Consider the following 22,597-nt stretch of genomic DNA (forward strand, 5'->3'; position numbering starts at 1 on the left):
ATTATGGCATGTCAGGAAGTTTCCAACCATCACGATATGTGTGCTTAATCAATTCTTGAGCAAATGCTTGTGCATTAACAGGATCAGTCCAAGTTTTATTAAATGTCGGGTGACCGTCTTTGATTTCAAAACCATCTTTAATAACAGTTCTGATCATAGCATTATCAGGAATATTTGTAAACCTCATGTTCGGACCATCCCAATGTAATTCTTGGTTAAGACCTTGTAGTCTGATAGCAAGAACTCCCATTACAACCATTTCGTTGAATGGACCTGCTTCGCTGAAAGGAGAAGCGGTTTGTACACGGCTCGATGCATCTTCCTTACAAGCACGTACCCAGTCCATTTGATGAGATTCTTTCACTTCTCTCAATACTTTAGGAGCTGAAGGAGTGCGGCCAGATAATAACCAAGGGTCTTTACCGTAGCATCCGCAGATAAGAGTATCTTTTGTTCCGTGGAAAATAACGCCACCACCATCATCATTTAAGCTTTTGTTAGCAGGCATTCCTTCCGGACGCATTGGCATTAAACCTCCGTCATACCAGAAAACTTCTACTTCAGGCATGGCTACCTTAGGCATGTTTTCGCGAGCAGGGAAAGTTAATTTCACCATTTGTGCTGAAGGAGCACAATCTGTCAATAATAGAGTTGAGCTACCTTGTACTTTGGTAGGATATCCTAATTTAAGACCTTTGAATACAGGGTGAAGGATATGACAAGCCATATCGCCTAGTGCACCTGTTCCGAAGTCCCACCATCCACGCCAGTTCCAAGGAGTATAGATTGGATTGTATTCACGATATTTAGCAGGTCCTAAGAATAGATTCCAGTCTAAAGTCTTAGCTGGTTTTTCACTTCTTTCAGGAACATTTAATCCTTGAGGCCAGATTGGACGGTCTGTGAAAGCTTCTACTTTAGTTATTTCACCTATTTCGCCGTTCCATATCCATTCGCAAGCTTTACGAACACCTTCGCCTGACGATCCTTGGTTACCCATTTGAGTAGCAACCTTGTGCTTGTCAGCCAATTTTGTTAATAGACGAGATTCGTATACACTGTGAGTAAGTGGTTTTTCACAATAAACGTGTTTTCCCATAGTGATGGCTTCACTTGCTATAAGCGCATGAGTATGGTCAGCTGTAGCTACCATAACTGCATCTGCCGATTTACCTAACTCGTCATACATTTTTCTGTAATCGTAGAAGGTTTTAGCATTAGGGAAATGTTTAAATGTACCTGCACTATACTTCCAGTCTACGTCTGCAAGACCAATGATATTTTGGCTTTCCAGACCTTTTAGAACTCCGTTACCACGGCCACCGACTCCAATACCTAAAATGTTAAGTTTGTCACTCGGGGAAACGTGTCCAAAATTCTTTCCTAGAACCGTATTAGGCACTATTGCTAGTCCTAACGCAGCTTTTGCTCCTGTGCGGAGAAACTTTCTTCTTGAAATTTCTGATGACATAAGTTCGCTGTTTTTTAATTAATAAATGTGTTTCTTAGATTTATAAGGATTATGATTAGTTTTTAATTTTAACCCCTTACTATTTCTTGATTGTCTTTATCCCAATACATGGTACGGCCTTCAAGATAAGCTCTGGTACCCATATGTGCAGTAATAGCTTCCTCAAAAGCCTCCTTGATACCGCATGACGGTTTTTTATTTCTGTCGCGAATACACTCTAACCATTCACGGATGTGAAGGAATGTTGTATCGTAACGTTTTCCGCCTATATATGAATATAATAGTCCACGTTGAGCGAAGTACAGTTCTGTAGCCGATGTGATGGCATCGACGCTGCTATTTCCCGGAACGTAGGTATATAATGGAACATCAGGTTTGATAAGACCTGATTCTATTTTATCTTTATATCTGGTTGAACCCGGATCTACTTTCACTGTTAGCGTATCTGCAACCTCCATGCATGCATCATGTCCCATTATAACTTTTCCACGAGGACGGTTGCTCGCAAGTGTAGCACTATAAAGCATCGAAAAGTTAAAGTCAGGAAATTCGAATACTGTTTGTAAAACATCCGGAACTGTACGTCCGTCTTTGAAGAAATACACACCTCCCGACGATGCTGCCGAATGTGGTATTCCTGTTCCTAATATTTGATTTACAGCGTCGTACTCATGCGTTAATAAGTCGCCACTCAATCCTGTGCTATAATCCCACCAACAACGCCAGCGGAAGAAGCGTTCAAGACTGAATTGTACTCTGTCTTCGGGTCCGACATATTTCATCAGACCATTTTTGCCCATATAGGACATATATTCATCAATCCTGTTTTGAGGACCTTCGAATTGTTTCCAGTCGATAGTCTTCGGATTGGCTTTTTCATGGATAGGATATACCCAGGCTCCATTCGGATCGTTTCTATTAGTACATACTTCTATAAGAGAAATGCTTCCTAATAGTCCGTTGTCTATTATTTCTTTTGCTTTACGATGACTGTCTACCTGACGGCCTTGATGTCCCAACTGGAATACAATTCCGGTTTCTTTTACGGCGGTTACAACGTCGTATGTTTCAGGTACAGTCCACGACAGAGGTTTTTCAACATAAACATGTTTTCCGGCTTTAGCCGCATCTATTGTCATGGTAGAATGCCAGTGATCGGGCGATGCTATAATTACGGCATCTATATCGTCTGCTGCTAATAACTCTTTATAATTCAGGTAACGTTTTGGTGGTGTTCCCATCTTTCCGTTTGTACCTTCTCTATTGATGTTAGCTCCGGCCAAAACAGCCTCTTCGCCGTAAGTATCGAAAATATCGCAGACTCCTGTGATTACAATATTCAGGTTATCTTGTTCGAGATAGTCTTTATAACGTGTATCGCGAGAATCTTTTTTCGCGCCTTCTTTTAATTTATCTATATGCTCAGGAAGCGCAAATCCTGCTGCTCTTAATAATTGCTTACCTCTAATACCAAATCCAATTATACCTACTCTAATTTGAGGGCCATCTACTTGTGTGGCTGTAGCAATAGGATTTTCGCCGCTGGTATTGAATATATCTCTTATTTGTTTCTTTTTATCGTCTTCCAGACCTTTCTTTTTGAACAAGCCGTAGGCCATAGCTCCTACAATGGGTACGCCAGCTAATGCTTTTAAAGCATCACGTCTGCCTTTAGATGGTGTTTGTTCTTGCTTTTCGACCGAATCTTTTTTTTCAGGCGAAGTATTATCGTTGGGTATGAATTCTTCTTCAGATGTATTTTTATCTTCAGGTATCATAATTTATGTAATCGTTTTATTCTTTTATTTTTTGTTAAGAGCTTTACAGATGTATCGGTCGATACCAATAATCTGTGATGTCGGAAAAAACACTAATACCATCAGAGCACATATCTCAATAATATTTTTGTCTATCCATAAGTAAGAACCTTCTGAGGGCATCATATATTCTGCTCCGATAAATGGTGCGTGTGATATATAATAAAGAACTAATAAAATAACTCCTCCAATAGAAGCGTAGCGTGATAAGCAGCCTAAAATGAGACCTAAGCCAATCAGAATTAGTGCGTATACATTAATGCAGTTGCTAATTGATAATATCGTTGGGTTGTTCGCAATGTCTTGGTAATAACTTGCTAGCAATCCTTTAGAATCCATTAAATAAGGATAAGCAGTCCAATTGGAATTGAGAAGTTTCACAAGTCCCTCGTAAAGAAAATGCCAACCAATTAGCATTCTTAAAGCTACCAGCCAGAAAGTTTGGGGACGAGTATAAGATGTTTGTTTACTCATTATTGATATTAAGATTAATATTTAATTAAAAAAGAACCACATAGTGATACTAATTCTATTCTTAATGTAAGCTCTGTTTATCACCAAGTGTTAAAATAGCTTGCATTCTAGTGCTTTAAATTAAGGAAACTCGCTAGTTTCATGGTATCTTCTGAAAATTCTTTTTGAATCGTACTTTATTGTATTTGTAAAGACTATTTCTCGAAACAGTTCTTCGAGTTCAAAAGTAATTTTTTTTTAATTATTACTGAAACATAAAAAGAATAATATTATAGTAAATTTCTTAAAACAAGTTAATCTGTAATAATTATATATATTTACTTCTCTTTATTGGTGCTTTTTTGATGGCATTTCGATGTTTTTCGTGACGCATTTTGTAAAAGCTTCATTGTTAAAATTATTTAATAATTGATTTCTGTAATACCAATCTTTGAGCTTCTGTTTTTTTAGGGAAATTTATTTATTCGGGATTTAATAACGAATCATTTTTTACTATATTTGTGAGTTCTTAATGATATTGTTAACAGGCATCTGAAAAATAGTTGCCATTAAATTTAAATTAAATGAATACATTATTGTTCTTAGGGAATCTCGGTACAGGTGAGATCATAATTATTGCTATTGTTATAATACTGCTATTCGGGGCAAAAAGAATTCCTGAACTTATGAAGGGTGTCGGCAAAGGCATCAAGGGTTTTAAGGAGGGTATAAATGGCCTTGAAGAAGATGTGAATGGTAAAGTAGCAAATAAAGACTGAGAATAGCACCTTATAATAATATGGAAGAGGAAGAAGAACTAGGAACCGGCATGTCTTTTTGGGATCATTTAGAGTCATTCAGGTGGACACTTTTAAGATCGATAGCAGCTTTATTTATATTTGCAATTGTAGGTTTTGCTTTTATGCCTTATCTGTATGATAATGTAATAATGGCACCGGCAAAAGCTGACTTTTTTCTGTACAGATACCTCTGTAGTATTACTTCTTCGGTATCTTTCCTTCCCGATTTTTGTGATGATACATTCCATGTTACCATTATTAATTATAAGTTGGCGTCGCAATTCTTCAGGCACATGAGTACCTCTTTTTGGTTAGCTCTTATTCTGGCTTTCCCTTATCTGGTTTTTGAAATATGGCGTTTTATCCGTCCTGCATTGTATGCGCATGAGAAGAAGAATATCCGATGGGTATTTGTATTTGGAACACTTATGTTTTTCTTGGGTTGCACAGTGGGATATTCTCTCGTGTTTCCGATGACGCTGCGTTTTTTATCCACTTACCAGTTAAGTGAGGATATTATCAATCAGACATCCCTCGATTCTTATATGGATAACTTTTTGATGCTCGTTTTTATTATGGGTATTGTATTTGAGTTGCCTCTATTATCGTGGTTGTTGTCTCAGTTTGGCTTGTTGAACCGTTCCTTCTTCAAGAAATACCGCCGTCATGCAATAGTAGGGTTATTGGTTGGAGCTGCTTTTATAACACCATCGAGCGATCCATTTACACTTTCGGTAGTATTCTTCCCTCTCTACTTCCTTTTCGAGTTGAGCGCCTTCTTTGTGAAACCAGCACCACCCAAGGAAGATGGCGACGAAGATACCGAGGATGGAATCAACTTGTTTCAGTTCGGGGACTCAAAAGATAAATAAATCATCATTAGACTTAAATAAAAAGAACGACTGTCATTAACAGACAGTCGTTCTTTTTGTAGGTTACAATTAGACTTTTTATTTTATTCTACTCCCAGCGTTAACTTGCATATTTCAATTTCTTTCAGATCACCGGTGTTTTTACCTAGTGCATCCGAAAGTTTTACCGCTTGTAGGTATTCTCCCTTAGGTGTTGCCTTGATATCTGTCAGTTTTATAACCATATTTAGAGCTTTGGCACCTACGTCGTTAGTTAGGAATGTGCCAATGCCGTATGTGTCGTGCAATCGCCCGTTCACATATTTCTTTATCTCTCTTACACGTTCTACATTAAGAGAATCGCTGAATACGATGGTCTTCGATGTAGGGTCTATTCGGTTTTCAGTATAAAACTGAATTGTTTTGTCTGCAAAATCCAAAGGGTCTCCACTGTCGCAACGAACGCCGTCGAACAGTTTAGCTTGCTTTAAACTAAATGACTTGAAAAATGAGTCTGTGGTATATGTATCGGTCAATGTTATTCCCAGACTACCCTGAAATACTGCTACCCACGCTTCGAGGGCTTTTATGTTTGCTGCCCGATAGCCAAATAATGCGCCGTGATACATAAACCATTCATGGGGCATAGTGCCAATCGGGATAGTATTGTATTTCATTGCGAAATAGACATTGCTTGTGCCTTTGAAGTATGCTCCCGAATTTTCTTTTAGTATTCCTATCACTTTGTCTTGTACATCGAAAGAAAAGCGTCGGCGTGTGCCGAATTCGGAAAAGTCGGCCTGTATGTTTTTTAGCTCTTTAGCCTTAGCTAATGCTTTCTCCTCCACATCTTGTGGTTTCACACCGGTCATGTCGAAATAAAGTTCTGATATAATAGCCATCAGAGGAACTTCCCATAGTACGGTACGATACCAGAACCCTTCTATGGTGATTTCTAATTCGCCGCCATCTTGTACAATTAATACTTCTTCGGGGTTATATTTATATCCTTCGAGAAAATCGATAAAGACAGGATCGAAAAAGTAACACCTTTTCTCAATAAACTTTTTTTCATCTTTACTGAGTTTGAGATTAACCATTGCTGCCACTTCTTCTTTCATCTTTTCGGCGAAGCCGGATGGGAATTGAGTATTACCTCTGTTGGTGAATTTATATTTTACGTACGACCACGGATATAGTCTTTGAATGGCGTGCATTACAGAGAACTTATAGAGATCGTTGTCTGTAAAATGTTTTATAATCATATCGGAATGTTTTTATTGTTAGAATAACAAATATACGTATTAAACAAAAAGAAAAGTCAAAAAGATCGTATCGGACTTTCTTTTTCATGACAATTAATTGTTTAATAAGGTAACAAGAGTGACACTATTAATTTTGAAATTGCCTCGACTTTTATTTTAGTTACGTAGTAAAAGGAGTTTTAAAGTGCTTTCTAGATTTAAGTATAGGAATAAATCGTATTCTGAAGATAAATCTCTCAATTTTAGAATATTAATTGGCTCGTTTTATTCATCTTCAGTATCTTCATCATCTCTACCAAATAAACTTCCTCCTTTTATTTTATATGATACATAAAATAATACTCCGCTAGTAATGGCCGAACCCATGCAAAGGGGTGATAATTCTGTTATTAATGATAAGTTTGGTCGACCTCTTCTGTTACGAAAAAAATGGGGTGGTGTTGTCACCATAAAAAGAATAAGCGCAAGGATTGCAAAAGTTAAGGTGAAATCGCTTAGATACTTTCTCATAGATGTTTAAATGTAGATATATAAACAAAGATATAATAGAAAATGAAATATTACCTTATCTGTCTAATATAAAGAGATGATCTAATACAAGAGTTTGTTTTTAAATGCAATATCGACTTCAATATTAATATCGACTTTTTCTTTAGACTTTCTGATCCAGACTCATTTTAATGAGATAAATTGAATATATTTCATATAGTGATTCATCTTAATAAGTAATTTATGAGATATCCATTTTTTGCTTTTCAAAAAAAATATTACTTTTGGCTTATTAGAACTAAAAAAGAACAAACAGCAATGGTATTCCGTTTTTTACTTTTGTCAGATGAAGTTGAAGACTTCAGACGTGAAATTCAGATAGATGCAGATGCAACATTTTATGATTTGCATGAGGCGATTATAAAATCTGTAGGTTATAAGGAGGGCGAGATGAGTTCCTTCTTTATTTGCAGTGATACTTGGGAAAAAGAAAGAGAGATTACACTCGTAGAAATGAATACTAGTTCCGACGAAGATTCCTTCACGATGAAAACATCTGTTTTAGATTATTTCTTAGAAGATGAAAAACAGAAAATGATGTATGTGTTCGATTATATGACCGAACGTGCATTTTTCATGGAACTGCGTGAAATCATTACCGGTAAATCTCTCGAAAAAGCTGTTTGTACGAGATCAGAAGGTGAGCCTCCTGCCCAGTTTGTAGATTTCGATACACTCGAAACTGAAGCTGTTACAATAGATACCGGCGAAAATTTTTATGGTGATGAGGGTTATGACCTGGATGAACTTGATGCCGAAGGTTTCGATGGTTTGGATGATGGCACAGATGGTGCTGCCCCGAGTGAAGAGGAATTTATATGAAACAATTAATTGTTCTGCTGGGACCTACCGGAGTAGGTAAGACGGCACTTAGCCTTCGTTTAGCAGAGCATTTTAAAAGTCCTATTATCTCGGCAGACTCACGGCAATTTTACCGTGGATTAGAAATCGGAACAGCCGCTCCTACCGCAGAACAAATAGAGCAAGTCGAACATTTTCTTGTTGGTAACTTAGATGTTACAGATTATTATAGTGCCAGCGAATTCGAGAATGATGCTCTCTCAATAATATCGCAACAACATAAATTGCATGATGTAATAATTGCATCGGGTGGTTCTATGCTCTATATCGATACCCTATGTAATGGTATTGATGAAGTGCCCACTATCGACGAAAATTTGCGTAGCGAGGTTTACGATTTATTTGAAAAAGAGGGGTTGGATCCCATTCTTGCTCAACTGAAAGTGCTCGATCCTTTTTTTTATGATCAAGTGGATTTGAAAAACTACAAGCGTGTAATTCATGCTTTGGAGGTTTGTTTAATGACAGGCAAGCCTTATTCATCCTTTCGAACTAAAACAAAAAAACACCGCCCGTTTAATATTATAAAGATTGGCTTAATGCGCAATCGGGAACAACTTTACGAGCGTATCAACCACCGTGTGGATGATATGATGAAACAGGGATTGCTTGATGAGGCGAAACGGTTTTATCCACAGCGACAGCTTAATTCGCTAAACACAGTAGGGTACAAAGAACTCTTTAAATATTTGGATGGTGAATGGACACTGGACTTTGCAATCGAAAAAATAAAACAAAGCACCCGAATTTATTCTCGCAAACAAATGACATGGTTCAAGCGAGATCAAGAGATATATTGGATAAACCTTTCGGAGGTAAATGAAGAGGAGGCTATGGAACAAATATGCCATCTTGTTTGTTAAGTTAAGATATTAAGGATTGGAGTGTGGTGCTTTGGATAATAAGCTTACCATTAACTATTTATATTTCAATGTGTAAAAGTGGTTCCAATATTTTTTATTATTTTTGTATTTAATTGTAGAAAATTTAAATAAACACAATAGGATATATGAAAAAAAGATTCTCTTCATTGATTAAATTATCGCTGGTAGCATTGCTTGTCTTAGGCGGCTTTTCGGGTTGTACGAAAGAATATTATGATGTTTTTAATAATACCACAGTAGTAGGTACCGAATTGTATAATGGCTATTTTACTGTCAGACAAAACCAATGGCAATGGAATGCTGGTACTCAGCGTTATGAGCGTTACGAAGATGTTAGAGAAATAGATGAATTTATTTATGATAACGGTAGCATAACTGTTTCTACTTTTCTACTTTTTGATGATGGTTCGGAGAAACAAACAGCTCTGCCTTATCCACAAGCTCATAAAATTGCACCTAACGTTACGCTTGTAGAGAATATCGGTTACGAAATCACTCTGGGAAATCCGACTAGAATCTGCTTCTTCATGCAGTATCTTGAAGGTTCGAATTTAGTGCAAACAACAGACTTTCTTGCCGATTACGAATTCAAGGTTTCATTAGTTTGGGTAGAACCCTAAATTTCTATAGATGATATATCTAAAGCAACCGTAAATTGAAATATGGTTGCTTTTTTTATCTACTTTCGCAGCTATGAAAAGAGGACATGCCGATTTACCGCTTCATTATGGAACAGTACCCCCGTGGCTGGCTCAGCGAATGAGTCTGTTGGGTGGTGCTATTGTTGAAGCTATAGTGTTGGAGTATGGGCGCACGGCTTTGCTTCAACGGTTGAGTGATCCTTTTTGGTTCCAATCATTAGGGTGTGTTTTAGGTATGGACTGGCATTCGTCAGGAATTACCACTTCCGTAATGAACGCCCTGAAAAAAGCTATCAATAAACGCTCCGAAGAATTAGGAGTTTATGTCTGTGGTGGGCGGGGTAAATCGTCTCGTCAGACGCCTGCCGAACTCATTCAGATAGCAAATAAAACCGGATTGAACGGTGATGAACTCGTTCGTAATAGCAAATTATCGGCTAAAGTAGATAATACAGCCGTACAAGATGGTTTTCAACTCTATCTTCATTCGTTTATTGTAACGGTCGAAGGTGAATGGGCTGTTATTCAGCAGGGAATGAATCCGAACGAACGGATGGCAAGACGCTATCATTGGCTATCGTCGGCCATCGATTCGTTCATCGAAAATCCTCACACATCGGTTTGCGGCAGAAACCAAGGGCTTATTCTTAATCTTACTGATAAACTAGCAGCTCCGACCAAAGGGGGAATACTTGAACTTACTCACGAATTACCCGATAAATTAATGCGTGAAATATCGCTTATCTTACCCCGTCATCACGAAGTGGAGGCTAAAGATGTTAATCTCAAGCGTCTTGGTGCTGCTCTTATTCTAGCGCATGAGACTAATATCAAAGATTTTGAGTCGTTATTGTTACTCGAAGGTATTGGTCCTCGCACAGTACAATCGTTGACATTGGTAAGCGAGGTGATACACGGTACACCATCACGATTCTCCGATCCTGCACGATTTGCTTTTGCTCATGGAGGAAAAGATGGACACCCTTTCCCCGTACCTTTAAATATTTATGATGAAACGATCGACATATTCGATAAGGCAATCCATCAGTCTAAATTGGGGGATAAAGACAAATCGGATGCCCTGAAAAATCTGTCGCGTATCTCGCAGGAGATGGAAAAAGGTTTTGTTCCGAACAATTATTTTGATGATTTGGTGCAAAAAGAACGTGATACATCTTATCTTTACGGTGGCAAAACAGTATTTGGTAATGCAAAGAAGCCAAAAGATAAAGGGCAACAACTGAAGTTGTGGGATTAATTTCCTGACATATTTATATAACACAATAATTACAAACTCAGAATGAAAAAAAAGATCGTACTAGTCAATATATTACTCCTTTTCACACTTTTAACAGTAAAATCCCAGAACGAATATAAATTCCCGGAAGGAACAACCATTCAGGGCGCTAAAGAATTATTAGAAAGAGAATTGCCGCATATAGACGATTTTTTAGAACTTAGAGCTATTGCCGGACTTAAGATTGGTCCGGGTGATGTGGATGAAACTGAAGAAGAGGAGGACGATGTAGTCAATTTGAGTAGCATTAAGCCAAAGCTTCTCTCTAAAAAGGAACTAAAGAAGCAACTCACTGCTTTTTTTAACACGGTTGAATTCTATCAGGAATTAGGATATCCTCAGTCTAGGATAAATCCGAGCTATAGTTCATATTCACTGGAAGATATTATTCGCCTCGAATTGAATGATTCTGATACAGCGTCTTTTGTTTTGAGAAAGTTGTTCTATAAGGATGGGACAACCGATATCTTGGCGCAAGATAATATATCAAGGCTTAATCTTCCCAATATGAAGACTGTAGATAGTGCTTTGGTTGATCTGAGTTTTAATTATCCGATTGATTTTACTAAAATATCTATGTCAGAACGCAATCAGAGATACGAGGAAGGTGAAAGTTTTATCCAATTGCAGTCGATAGGAGGTAAGGAAGTCGAATTGGTTTGTAGTAGGGATTTGTATAAGAAAATCAGTAAACAAGATGGAACTACAAAAGACGGCAAGACCGAAGCAACGAGAAGGAGTTCTTATAATTCTGCACCTTCGCCCGAAATGTTTGATTATGTCGAAAAACTTAAGGTTTTTATAAATGAAATAATCGCTAATATTGATGCCGGAAAATATCAGACAATAGAGGATTTGGAAGAATACGTAAAATTAAATGTACCGCAGGATATTTCTGTTCAGTCAGAAAAGCAAGATATTACATTGTCATATTATTTCCCCAAAAAGATTGATGAAATAAATCTTTATTTTCCCATATACGATACGTTCAAGTATTCAACCATTATAAGAAATGTTCAATTGGACTCATATGAACGGGTTAATTTTTCTATTGCAACAGATACCGAAAAAGAAAAGAGGGGAATTGTTGATAAATCGGGAAATTGGATCGTAGAGCCGCAATATACTTCTTTAGTTCATGTTTCGGGGGTATTTTACAGTGGTTCTCTTGAAGAGGAATATCTTCAGACATCATATAAGTTAGATTCAATAGGAAAAAAATTAAACCCTTATGGGTTTTTGATCGATCGTGTATTCGATTCTTTCTTACGTATACAAAATGAAAACGAGCTTTTTGGTATAGCTGATACAGATGGCAACGTTGTAATACCACCGCGATATGCACAAATAAAAGATTATGAATATGGTTCGCTTTTTATTGGTGTAAATTATATCGATAGTCTTTCGCAAACAATGGAGCTTTACGACTTTAAGGGACAGAAGGTTCTGCCAGATATATATAATACGATCGAAATAAGCAGTGATATAATGGAAGCCGTCTCTATATCAGAGGGCAAGATTCATCTTGCAATTTATGATAGAGAAACAAAAGAGGAGTTGCAGAACGAGTGGTTTGACGAAGCTGAATATGAAAGATCAAGATATCTTTACAGGCACTATGATTTTGATCAGGGAAATTATAACTATGAAAATATGCAAGGTACAATTGTGATACCCGCACTTGATGGTTATGAATTTGTAGATGAAGAGTTTTTCGGACAACTAGTGCGTGTATCTAAAGAAGATGCTGAGAATGAAGATGAAAAACTATATGGCTATGTAAATATAAAAGGGCAGCTGGTGATTCCTGCGATCTACGAGAATGCTATGCCATTCAAAGGAAAGTATGCTTATGTAGAAAAAGACGAAAAGGGAATGCTTATCGATGCTAATAACAATATTCACAGAGAGTTTTCGTCGCGGCTATGGAATGATATTTATTACTACTTAGAGCCAAGAACCGTATACATTCTTGCAGATGGGGAATCGTACGATATAAACGGAGATAGGATAGGATTGGAGTTTACAGATCCTGTGATCGAATAACATACTCCTGAATTAAATGAGAATTAAGTTTATAATACTATTGTATTTTTGCCTCACAACTTCGACTATATTGGGGGTAAATCTGGCTCAGAATGACTGTCTTTTGGAGCTGGATGAAAAGGGTGTAATTCCGGAACGTAATCAGCAGATTATAGATAGTGTAATTAAGTATGGTCCCTTCATCTCATCGACATATAAGAAAGCTGTTTGTACCGAATTGATTATTCCTATAATAGCGAAGTTTCATAAATTGGATAAGATAGATAAGAATCGTATAAGGATTATTACAAATCAGAATATCCAAACTTTACTCAAGGAAAATTCGCCTATACCGAAAGGAGTGTATTACGCTCTGGTAGAAAAAGGAATAGGGGCGTCTATTGATAAAAAGGAAGATGTATTACCTGGCGATTTTGTGCAATTTTGGACATCAACATGGGGTCATTGCGGTATTTTGAAAAGCATTAATATCGAAAATAATACAATGGAGTTATATTCATCCTTCCCTTCTACTAATGGATATGGTGTACAACGATTTCGAATTCCGGAGTACTGTTTTTTCGTAAGAATGAAGTGAAAAGTAGTCTGCAATACAATTTATCGACCGTTTAATCGTTTATTATTAATAAATTGTCGTTATTTTGCAGTCTGATATTGCAGTTTTGTGAATGAAGATTAGATTATTAGTATTACTCATCATATTTTTAAGTGTTGGTGTCAATTCCATATATGGACAATGGGATGCCCAGGTGAGTCAGTACTGGAAAATAAAAAACTACTATAATCCATCATTCATCGGAGAAACTGAGAGTATTGAGAATGTTTTGTTACATCGCCGTCAATGGGTAGGTATGCCCAAGGCGCCAAATACATCGATGGCTTCGTTCAATATGCCTTTCGAATTTTTCGGGAAGAAACATGGCTTTGGTTTTTTGGTAGTAAATGAAGATATAGGATTGTTTTCTAATACAACAACCGCTTTACAATATGCGTATAAGTTCAAATTTAAAAAAAACAGATCGTTGAACGTTGGTATTCAGGGAGCTTTAGCTAACATCAATTTTGATGCCGGTCAGATTCGTATTCCTGAGAGCGATTATCATGATCCTGCCGATCCTGCTATACCGGGTGGTGGAAGTGATAAAACTATTGATGCTTCTCTCGGGGTATCGTGGGTAACGCCTAATTATTATATTGGGTTTTCGGCTAGTCATTTGTGGGAGCCGGCTTTTGATCTTGATGAGAATCATTCGTCCTATATGGGGCGCGCCTTTTATCTGATGGGTGGATACAATATAAAGCTACGGAATCCGTTGATAGAATTTCAGCCGTCTGCTTTTATTAAGTCCGATGCAGTCGTTACACAGGTAGATGTGACAGCTAAAATAGAATATAATAAGATGTTCAATGGTGGAATATCTTGGAGAAAAGACGATGGTGTTGTATTTTTGCTCGGTGTTAGAATTAGAAACATAGATGCAGGTTATTCTTATGACTTAACAACCTCCGATATTTCGACGGTTAGTAATGGAAGTCATGAGTTATTTCTGCGTTATATCATACCCCTCGAAAAGAAAAAACCGATGGGTGCACAAAAAAGTGTGAGAATATTATAATTTGAATTTTTGAACAAAAAAAGAAATAAAAGGTTTTAGTATATAATATCTAAACCTTGAGATATGAAAGAACAACTATGAAACATTTATTATTTGCAATCATAGCATCTTTGGTACTATTAACATCCTGCGGCAAGTCGATAGGAACAGGTAGTATAGGTGGCGAAGTTGTTGGAGAGAAATCTTCATCATGGGCAGAGCCTTCACCCTTCGGTATGGTATTAGTTTCGAGAGGTTCCATCGAAATGGGACCGGCCGAAAGTGATTCGCTGTGGGATATAAAAGCTAACCCTAAAGGTGTGTCAGTCGATAATTTCTGGATGGATGAAACAGAGGTAACTAACTCCAAATATCGTCAGTTTGTATATTGGGTGCGCGATTCTATTATTCGCGAACGCTTAGCTGATCCGGCTTATGGAGGAGATGAAACTTACAAAATCACCGAAGACAGATATGGCGATCCGATCAAACCATATTTGAATTGGAGAAAAGCTATTCCTAAAAGACCATTAGAAGACGAGGAGCGTGCAATAAACAGTGTTACATTTATCCATCCTATAACAGGTGAAAGACATATCGATCCGAGTCAATTAAACTTTATCTACGAATGGTACGATTATACAGAGGCTGCGAAGCGCGGTAACCGTCTGAATCCGCAAGATCGGGTGTTGAATACCGATATTACAGTAAATCCGTCGCAAGTTGTAATGATATCGAAAGATACTGCCTATATGAGTGAAGATGGTTTACCTGTGAATGAAACGGTTGTTCGTCCGTTGACATCTTTGTTTGATTTTCTTCATACTAAAATTGTGAATGTATATCCCGATACTACGGTTTGGGTGAACGATTTCAATAATGCATATAACGAACCTTACATGCGGATGTATTTCTCGCATGCAGGTTACAACGATTATCCGGTGGTAGGTGTTACTTGGGAACAAGCAACGGCTTTCTGCGAATGGAGGACAAAGTTCTATCGCATGGGACAATCTAACAACGCACGTCCTATCGAACAATACCGTCTGCCAACCGAAGGTGAATGGGAATTCACTGCTCGTAACGGGCGTACTGAAAACAAATATCCTTGGGATATAGATGGTACAATGAATGAAAAGGATTGTTTTATGGCCAACTTCAAACCGGGCGAAGGTAATTATACAAAAGACGGAAATCTTATTCCAGCGCGTGTAGCTTCGTACGCTCCCAATCGTTTTGGTGTGTACGATCTGGCAGGTAATGTTGCCGAGTGGTCATCGACTGCTTATGCCGAATCCGGACCAGCTATGATGGATGATATAAACCCTCAGTATCGATACGATGCGGCAAAAGAAGACCCTTATGCTATAAAGAAAAAAGTAGTAAAGGGTGGTTCATGGAAAGATATCGGTCGTAATATTCGTGGTGATATGAGAGATTCCGAATTCCAGAATCAGCCACGATCTTATATTGGCTTCAGATGCGTGAGAAGTCAGGTAGGCTTTGCAAAATCGAAAAAGTAATGATGATGAAAAAGATATTTCAACTAACTGCAATATTGTTTAGTTTTTTATGTGTAGCTCAGTTCGGGTATGCGCAGGAGGAACAAACCGAGTCGTTGCGGGAAAGACTGGCTCGCAGGCAGCAAGAACAACAGCCTCAAGGTGCGACTGTACCGCGATTGTCGGTGCGTGCAGAAAAAATGAACGAGACACAAACAAAAGATTTGTCGAATGCTACATGGGTACGCGAAGTATATCGTGTGCTTGATCTCGGGAAAGGAACAAATGCAGCTTTATACTATCCGGTGGAGCCTATTGGAGACAGAATGAATTTATTCACTATGATCTTCAAGCTTATGGCGCAAGGAGATTTAGTGGCATATAATTTTCTTGATGGACGTGAAGTCTTCAATGATGAGAATAAAGTCAATTTCAAAGATGTGTTGGAGAGGTTAAATATTCCTTACCAACAAAATGGAAATACGTTTATCTTCAATGAGATGGATATTCCAAGTAACGAAGTTTTGGCTTATTATGTGAAAGAGGCTTGGTATTTCGATCAATCCAACTCTGTTCTCGATACGAAAACGATTGCTATTTGTCCCGTATTGCTTCGTCAGGATGATTTTGATGTGATTTCGGGTAAATACCCTCAGTTCTGGATTCCGTACGAAAATTTACGTCCTTATGCTGCTCGTATGCCTATTATGACTTCCGACCTGAATAATGCGATAACTAAAACGGTTGACGACTATTTTAGAATGCGTTTGTTCGAAGGTGAGATATATAAGACAACTAATATGGAAAATAAAATATTAGCCGAAAAATATAAAACCGAAGAGGAATTGAAACAGGCGAGAGAAAAGATTGAAGGAGAATTGACAAGTTTCGAGAAAAGCCTGTGGGTAGTCAATGACTCGATCAATCCTCAAAATACAAATACTAAAAAATCGAACAATAGTAAACCGAAAACACCGAAAGCAAGTAAACCTAAAAATACATCATCCAGCCCGACTTATTCGGCAAGAGATAGACGCTGATTGTTGGTTTAATCATATAAAGGAAAAGGAGGTAATACATATTACCTCCTTTCTTATTTTTAAACTTCTATCACTTTTCCTAATTTGATATAGCAGATGTAGCCTTTTACTTCACTATAGCCCATTTTGCTGATTTGATCGGCATAATATTTTACCTGACGAATGTATTTTTTATCTTCCTTTTCGCCGAACTTATAATCAATGACAATCACATCATTGTCTTTAATCATAACACGGTCGGGTCTGATAAATGTACCGTTAGGTTGTAATATCTGGACTTCGTTCAGTATTCTGTATTCACCCGTATACCAACGTGAAACAATTGGGTCGGAAAGATAATTGTGTAACAAAGATATGACTTCATCTTTCTGTCTGGTTGTTATATCTCCTGTTATATGATAACTTTCTGCCGCACTCTCTATGTCCTCAATTGTATTGATGCGGCTTACAATTTCGTGCATTAATGTGCCATAATCGCGTTGACCGGTGTCGGTAAAATAATATTTGTTATTCAATAATAATTTCAAACGTTGATCGTAAGAGACGCTTGGCAGGATATCTATATCGATTTCATTAACAGAATGGTCTGTTTTTCCTTTTTTGATTGCCTTATAATCTTTTCCCAAATCGAGTATACAATTTTCTTCGTCTATGTACTGCGACAAATCAACCAACTCCCTGTCATCAGTAGGCAAAATATCGGTCGAGTTTATACATTTCCACAAAAGAGAAGATATATTATTCACCTCATCTTTTTTAGGTTTAGGACAAAAAGCTATCAGCTCGTTTTTAGCGCGGGTGAAAGCCACATAAAGAACATTGAAGTTGTCGATAAATGCATGCAGCCGCTCGTCAAAATATTCATACTCAAAGATTGTATTTTTCAACTTCTGCGAATACTTCACAGGCACAAGGTGAAGTCTGTCGAACGGTTCTGTCTCAGGATGACACCAGAGGATAGTTGTTAGTTTATGATCTATTTCCCAATGACAGAAAGGCAGAAGTACAACATTAAACCCTAAGCCTTTCGATTTGTGTATGGTCATAATGCGGATAGCATCCTGACCATCGGGTGTAAATATTGTTTTGGTCGATCCTGTTTCGTCCCACCATATGAGGAAAGAATCCAGATCTGACGAATTGCGAACCGTAAAGTCCAGTACCATATCGAGAAACGACTGGATATAAATCTGCTCATTATTCTCCATCGCATCGTGAAACAATTCGAATATTTCTTCAGTCATTTCATACAATGGCAATTCACGTATGCGGTTTAATTCGTTCAGTACTTCTTGCGGTAACTCATCGTTTTCAGAAAAGTACTTCTGTAGGGCATCTTCGGCTTTAAGCTGATTACTATATTTGAAATATTCGTATATAGCTAAAGCTTTGAGTGAGGCATCCAACGGGTTACGCAAATATTTGAGTAGGGCGATAATAAGTTTTATACTCTTCGAATTACTGACAAACAGCGCTTCATCCGATATAATGTCATAGTGATATTTCGAATTGGGGTGGAGACTTTTATATTCCAATAACCTGTTGGCAACCTCAGCACCTTCTTTTTTTGTGCGGACGAGTATCGCTATATCTTTAAGTTTGTAACCTCTGTCTTGTAGCTGTTCTATATGCAATGGTAATTGTTCCAGCACATACGATTGCCAATCGTGTTCTTCGGTATCTACAAACTCTATTTTTACATGCCCCTCATTATCTTTGTGGCTATCGGGTATATGTTGATATAATTGATCGTAAGCCTTGGTTATTCTTGAATAAAAAGGCTGTAAACGTATGTCGGTTGTTTCTTCGGGCAGAACCTTATTGTATGTGTCTTGTAACAATCGGGCACCAGATGAGAATATCGCATTGTTGAAATTAATGACATTGCGGGCACTTCGCCAGTTCATGTCGAGTGTTTCCCTGTATATTCCTTCCGATTTAAAATCAATGTCGAGTTGCTGATCCAGTAACTTCCAATCCGAATTTCGCCAGCGATAGATACTTTGCTTCACATCGCCTACTATGAAATTCTTATTTCCATCTGCAAGACTGTCACGTACTAATGGAAGAAAATTACCCCATTGCATACCCGATGTGTCCTGAAACTCATCTATCATATAATTATTGATGCGTGTACCCACTTTCTCGTAGATGAACGGAGATTCGTTTCCTTCGATTATACGATTCAGCAGTTCGGTTGTATCCGAAATCAGCATTATGTTATTCTCTGCTGCATATTGGCGGATTTTTTTATCCACATCACCCAATATACCCAGTGTAAAGAAGTATCTGTTTATCTCATACGCAGTCTGGTAAGTGCGCGAATTATCGTAATGTACAATGATATTACAGACACATTCATTCAGTTCGGCAAACAAATCTTCTATTTTGTTTTTTGTCGCAGCATCGGCTTTAGCTACATACCAGTTTGAAACATCATTCTCCAGCTTCCTAAAGGTAGCGGTTGGTTCTTCAATCTCCCCTTTTGCCCATTTGAGAAATGTTTTGAATGGCGATCTGCCCCCTCCTTTAAAGTCTTCGGGTGTCAGCCCATAGCGGTTAATTATATTGAGTGCTTTCTCTCCTGTTTGCTGTGATATTTGTTCAAAGTTTTGAATAATGGCAAAAAGCATATCCTTGTAATCGGTCATCAGCTCCTTGTCTTCAATGTCACTTTGCACCTGATTGCTATATGCCTTATAGCTTTCCTTGAATATTTCGGATGAAAGGGATTGTATATCGTTACGGATATTCCATGTTTCTCCGTTCTCTACTTTCTCCTCCGAAAAGCGGATGAGCCAGTCGAGCAGTTGTTTGTTTTCGCTGCGCTCTAAATCGAAAAGCATTGAATCTATTGCCTCTCCCAGTACTTTGCCAGTGTCCAGTTCTACATTATAACCTCCGCCTAATCCTATTTCACGGGTAAAAGCGCGCATGGTTTGTTGAAAAAACTTATCGATAGTGCTTACCGAAAAAGACGAGTAGTCGTGAAGAATACGCACAAGAATATCGCGAGCCTCTTTCCTTACCCGTATCTCATTATAGCCATATTCAGACGAAAGAAGTTCTATATAATCCGACTTGCGATTTGTTGCCAGATTAGCTAATTCATCAATAATCCGGCTTTTCATCTCGTCGGTAGCCTTATTGGTAAAAGTTACGGCTAGTATATGGCGATATGCAAATGGTGATGAGAAAAGAAGGCACAAGTACTCGGCGGTCAGGCGATGGGTTTTACCCGATCCTGCCGATGCTTTGAATACATGTAAGTTTATTTCATCGTCAAATGCAACGTGATTTGGCATAGCCTTCTTTTTGCAATATTTCTAAGATTTTATTTCTGAAATCACCTTGAATAATGATTTCTCCATCTTTCACAGAGCCTCCTACACCACATTTTACTTTTAGTAGTTTTCCAAGTGCTTCGAGGTCATCGGTAGTTCCGATAAAGCCTGTGATAAGAGTCACGGCTTTACCTTTACGGTTACGCTTATCTAGTGATATTCTTAGAAGTTGTTTTTCTTTTAGCAATGTATTTGCTTCAACTTCATCCTCTGAATCATATTTAAAGTCTGGATTTGTGGAATACACAACATTCAGACGGTCTTTCCAGTCGCTCATACTGATATTGGTTTTTTATTCTTTACAAATTTAGTTTAAAATAAGTGACGATGGAAGAAAAGTATGGCTAATATCAAAACTTATTCGTAATAATATCTGTTATAAATTTATTGTATATATCATATGATGCAAAGTATTAATTATTAAATAACTAGAGTTATGTCATATCCAGTAGAACAGATAGAAGGAGTTGGGGCCGTATATGGTGAGAAGCTCAAAGCAGTAGGTGTAAAAACCACAAATGATCTTTTAGATAAAGGAGCGACAAAGAAAGGTCGTGCAGATTTAGCTGAAAAAACAGGCATTAGTGAATCTCTTATATTGAAATGGGCTAACCACGCCGATTTATTTCGTATCAAAGGTGTTGCAGGTCAGTTTTCGGAATTGCTTGAAGCTGCTGGTATAGATACAGTTAAAGAATTTAAGCATCGTGTAGCAGAGAATTTACATTCTAAGTTGGAAGAAGTAAACGCATCGAAAAAATTAACAGGTCGTGTGCCTTCTGTGAAAGAATTGCATGACATGATTGAATTGGCAAAAGGGCTGGAAGCCAAGTTGACATATTGATATGTCGTTTTTTGGCGATAGAAAGTGACTTCTATATATTGATATAAATTAATTTGGATTTAAAAATGTAATAGTTATTAAATAAGCTGGAAAATAGATTGATAGCCTATTTTACAGTCAGAATGTCATGTGAGAGATTGAACCTTTTTATAATTAGGTTGTTTAATTTTTAATTAAGCTTTCAATTTATTAAAATTTATATAAAATAACATGAAAAAATTATTACTATTAGTAGCTCTTGTAGCTTTTTCGTTTAGTGTGTATGCCCAAACAGGTTTTAATTCAGCTTTAGTTAAAGCGGGATATCAAACAGATGCTAAAAGATTTGGTGTTGGAGTAGAAGGTCGTTACTCTATTATGGAAAATGTTCGTATCGCTCCGGAAGTGACATTCTTTTTTCCTAAAAATCACACTATGGGATTAGATGTAAACATTAATGCTCATTATGTATTGCCTTTGCAAGACGGTTTTTCGATATATCCACTAGCTGGTTTTGCAATGATAAACAATCGTTATTCAAATGATGGCAATTCAAATTCGAATACTGATTTTGGATTTAATTTAGGTGCAGGTGCAGAGTATAGCATAAGTCCTAAGAACTTTTTAAATTTAGATTTTAAATATACATTTACTGACCATGATTTTGGCGTTATAATGCTAGGGTACGGTTTTAGATTCTAATGAGTTACATTGTTTCTTTAGAAAAGGCAGTTCGTTATGAACTGCCTTTTCTATTTGATGGTATTGCTTATGTATTAATTTTAATGTATTTTTGCAAAGAATTATAAATTTTACATAAAACAACATGATGAAAAAATTATTACTATTAGTAGCTCTTGTAGCTTTTTCGTTTAGCGTAAACGCTCAAACAGGTTTTACTTCAGCTTTAGTTAAAGCAGGATATCAAACAGATGTTAAAAGATTTGGCGTTGGAGTAGAAGGTCGCTACTCTATTATGGAGAATGTTCGTATTGCTCCGGATGTAACGTTTTTCTTTCCTAAAGATAAAACTATGGGAATGGACATAAACCTTAATGCGCATTATTTATTTCCGTTGAAAGATGGTTTTACTGTATATCCACTTGCAGGTTTTGCAATGATAAATAATCACAGATCTTCTCAAAAAATTGGAGAAATCTCTGGTCAGACAGTAGAAATTCCATCTAGTTCAAGTACTGATTTTGGATTTAACTTAGGAGCAGGTGCTGAGTATAGCCTAAGCCCTAAGAACTTTTTAAATGCAGAGTTTAAATATACATTCAATGATTGGGATTTTGCAACAATAATGCTTGGATACGGATTCAGATTCTAATAAAAGCATATAGTTCATAAAATAG

General features: G+C 37.3%; 21 protein-coding genes. 14 read left to right on the forward strand and 7 right to left on the reverse strand.

Annotation, left to right across the window (positions count from 1 at the left end):
* Nucleotide 1 precedes the first annotated feature (1 nt).
* The 3 genes from G7Y57_RS02795 to G7Y57_RS02805 all read right to left on the reverse strand — a co-directional run bounded on the left by G7Y57_RS02795 (nt 2) and on the right by G7Y57_RS02805 (nt 3,762).
* Nucleotides 2-1,471, reverse strand: a complete 1,470-nt coding sequence (locus G7Y57_RS02795; RefSeq protein WP_165020646.1) for a Gfo/Idh/MocA family protein — start codon at nt 1,469-1,471, stop codon at nt 2-4.
* A gap of 68 nt (nt 1,472-1,539) precedes the next feature.
* The gene (locus G7Y57_RS02800; protein ID WP_165020647.1) at nt 1,540-3,249 is read right to left on the reverse strand and encodes a Gfo/Idh/MocA family protein; all 1,710 of its coding nucleotides are present in this window, start codon (nt 3,247-3,249) and stop codon (nt 1,540-1,542) included.
* Between the two features lie 24 nt (nt 3,250-3,273).
* Nucleotides 3,274-3,762 (reverse strand): DoxX family membrane protein, encoded by a 489-nt coding sequence (locus G7Y57_RS02805; protein WP_165020648.1) that lies wholly within the window; start codon nt 3,760-3,762, stop codon nt 3,274-3,276.
* 563 nt (nt 3,763-4,325) lie between these two features.
* Between G7Y57_RS02805 and G7Y57_RS02810 the strand changes: the two genes are divergently transcribed.
* Both G7Y57_RS02810 and tatC read left to right on the forward strand, forming a co-directional pair.
* Nucleotides 4,326-4,520, forward strand: a complete 195-nt coding sequence (locus G7Y57_RS02810; protein WP_165020649.1) for a twin-arginine translocase TatA/TatE family subunit — start codon at nt 4,326-4,328, stop codon at nt 4,518-4,520.
* Between the two features lie 20 nt (nt 4,521-4,540).
* Nucleotides 4,541-5,413 (forward strand): twin-arginine translocase subunit TatC, encoded by an 873-nt coding sequence (gene tatC / locus G7Y57_RS02815; protein ID WP_165020650.1) that lies wholly within the window; start codon nt 4,541-4,543, stop codon nt 5,411-5,413.
* Nucleotides 5,414-5,496: 83 nt separating this feature from the next.
* Here the strand turns inward: tatC and pncB are convergent, their stop codons facing one another.
* Both pncB and G7Y57_RS02825 read right to left on the reverse strand, forming a co-directional pair.
* Nucleotides 5,497-6,657 (reverse strand): nicotinate phosphoribosyltransferase, encoded by a 1,161-nt coding sequence (gene pncB, locus G7Y57_RS02820; protein ID WP_165020651.1) that lies wholly within the window; start codon nt 6,655-6,657, stop codon nt 5,497-5,499.
* 264 nt (nt 6,658-6,921) lie between these two features.
* Nucleotides 6,922-7,167, reverse strand: coding sequence for a hypothetical protein (locus G7Y57_RS02825; RefSeq protein ID WP_165020652.1), 246 nt, complete (start codon nt 7,165-7,167; stop codon nt 6,922-6,924).
* A 297-nt stretch (nt 7,168-7,464) separates the two neighbouring features.
* Here G7Y57_RS02825 and G7Y57_RS02830 point away from each other — a divergent pair, with 297 nt between their 5' ends.
* From G7Y57_RS02830 to gldN, 9 genes are all read left to right on the forward strand, one after another.
* The gene (locus tag G7Y57_RS02830) at nt 7,465-8,028 is read left to right on the forward strand and encodes a plasmid pRiA4b ORF-3 family protein (protein WP_165020876.1); all 564 of its coding nucleotides are present in this window, start codon (nt 7,465-7,467) and stop codon (nt 8,026-8,028) included.
* Nucleotides 8,025-8,930 (forward strand): tRNA (adenosine(37)-N6)-dimethylallyltransferase MiaA, encoded by a 906-nt coding sequence (gene miaA / locus G7Y57_RS02835; RefSeq protein ID WP_165020653.1) that lies wholly within the window; start codon nt 8,025-8,027, stop codon nt 8,928-8,930. Before G7Y57_RS02830 ends, miaA begins: the two co-directional genes overlap by 4 nt.
* A 146-nt stretch (nt 8,931-9,076) precedes the next feature.
* On the forward strand, nt 9,077-9,571 hold the full coding sequence (locus G7Y57_RS02840) for a hypothetical protein (protein WP_165020654.1): 495 nt from the start codon (nt 9,077-9,079) through the stop codon (nt 9,569-9,571).
* Between the two features lie 73 nt (nt 9,572-9,644).
* Nucleotides 9,645-10,850 carry a DUF763 domain-containing protein gene (locus tag G7Y57_RS02845; RefSeq protein ID WP_165020655.1) on the forward strand — a complete coding sequence of 402 codons (1,206 nt, stop codon included), beginning with the start codon at nt 9,645-9,647 and terminating at the stop codon, nt 10,848-10,850.
* A gap of 42 nt (nt 10,851-10,892) precedes the next feature.
* Nucleotides 10,893-12,935: a WG repeat-containing protein gene (locus tag G7Y57_RS02850; protein ID WP_165020656.1), complete on the forward strand. Its 2,043-nt coding sequence runs from the start codon at nt 10,893-10,895 to the stop codon at nt 12,933-12,935.
* A 16-nt stretch (nt 12,936-12,951) separates the two neighbouring features.
* The gene (locus G7Y57_RS02855; protein ID WP_165020657.1) at nt 12,952-13,512 is read left to right on the forward strand and encodes a hypothetical protein; all 561 of its coding nucleotides are present in this window, start codon (nt 12,952-12,954) and stop codon (nt 13,510-13,512) included.
* A 91-nt stretch (nt 13,513-13,603) separates the two neighbouring features.
* On the forward strand, nt 13,604-14,551 hold the full coding sequence (locus G7Y57_RS02860; RefSeq protein WP_165020658.1) for a type IX secretion system membrane protein PorP/SprF: 948 nt from the start codon (nt 13,604-13,606) through the stop codon (nt 14,549-14,551).
* A gap of 77 nt (nt 14,552-14,628) precedes the next feature.
* Nucleotides 14,629-16,053 carry an SUMF1/EgtB/PvdO family nonheme iron enzyme gene (locus tag G7Y57_RS02865; protein WP_165020659.1) on the forward strand — a complete coding sequence of 475 codons (1,425 nt, stop codon included), beginning with the start codon at nt 14,629-14,631 and terminating at the stop codon, nt 16,051-16,053.
* A gap of 5 nt (nt 16,054-16,058) precedes the next feature.
* Nucleotides 16,059-17,072: a gliding motility protein GldN gene (gene gldN / locus G7Y57_RS02870; RefSeq protein ID WP_165020660.1), complete on the forward strand. Its 1,014-nt coding sequence runs from the start codon at nt 16,059-16,061 to the stop codon at nt 17,070-17,072.
* Between the two features lie 59 nt (nt 17,073-17,131).
* On the opposite strand, the gene G7Y57_RS02875 is transcribed toward gldN, so the two are convergent.
* Nucleotides 17,132-20,377 carry a UvrD-helicase domain-containing protein gene (locus G7Y57_RS02875; RefSeq protein WP_165020661.1) on the reverse strand — a complete coding sequence of 1,082 codons (3,246 nt, stop codon included), beginning with the start codon at nt 20,375-20,377 and terminating at the stop codon, nt 17,132-17,134.
* Nucleotides 20,355-20,699: a translation initiation factor gene (locus G7Y57_RS02880; RefSeq protein ID WP_165020877.1), complete on the reverse strand. Its 345-nt coding sequence runs from the start codon at nt 20,697-20,699 to the stop codon at nt 20,355-20,357. The genes G7Y57_RS02875 and G7Y57_RS02880 overlap by 23 nt, the downstream gene beginning before the upstream one ends.
* Before the next feature lie 153 nt (nt 20,700-20,852).
* On the opposite strand from G7Y57_RS02880, the gene G7Y57_RS02885 reads away from it, so the two are divergent.
* The 3 genes from G7Y57_RS02885 (at nt 20,853) to G7Y57_RS02895 (ending at nt 22,572) form a co-directional block, all read left to right on the forward strand.
* Complete coding sequence (locus tag G7Y57_RS02885) at nt 20,853-21,260, forward strand: DUF4332 domain-containing protein (protein WP_165020662.1); 408 nt, start codon at nt 20,853-20,855, stop codon at nt 21,258-21,260.
* 210 nt (nt 21,261-21,470) lie between these two features.
* Nucleotides 21,471-21,941 carry a porin family protein gene (locus tag G7Y57_RS02890; protein WP_165020663.1) on the forward strand — a complete coding sequence of 157 codons (471 nt, stop codon included), beginning with the start codon at nt 21,471-21,473 and terminating at the stop codon, nt 21,939-21,941.
* A gap of 127 nt (nt 21,942-22,068) precedes the next feature.
* On the forward strand, nt 22,069-22,572 hold the full coding sequence (locus G7Y57_RS02895; RefSeq protein WP_165020878.1) for an outer membrane protein: 504 nt from the start codon (nt 22,069-22,071) through the stop codon (nt 22,570-22,572).
* Nucleotides 22,573-22,597 lie beyond the last annotated feature (25 nt).

Origin of the sequence: Dysgonomonas sp. ZJ279 (assembly GCF_011039205.1) — a bacterium.
Taxonomy (GTDB): domain Bacteria; phylum Bacteroidota; class Bacteroidia; order Bacteroidales; family Dysgonomonadaceae; genus Dysgonomonas.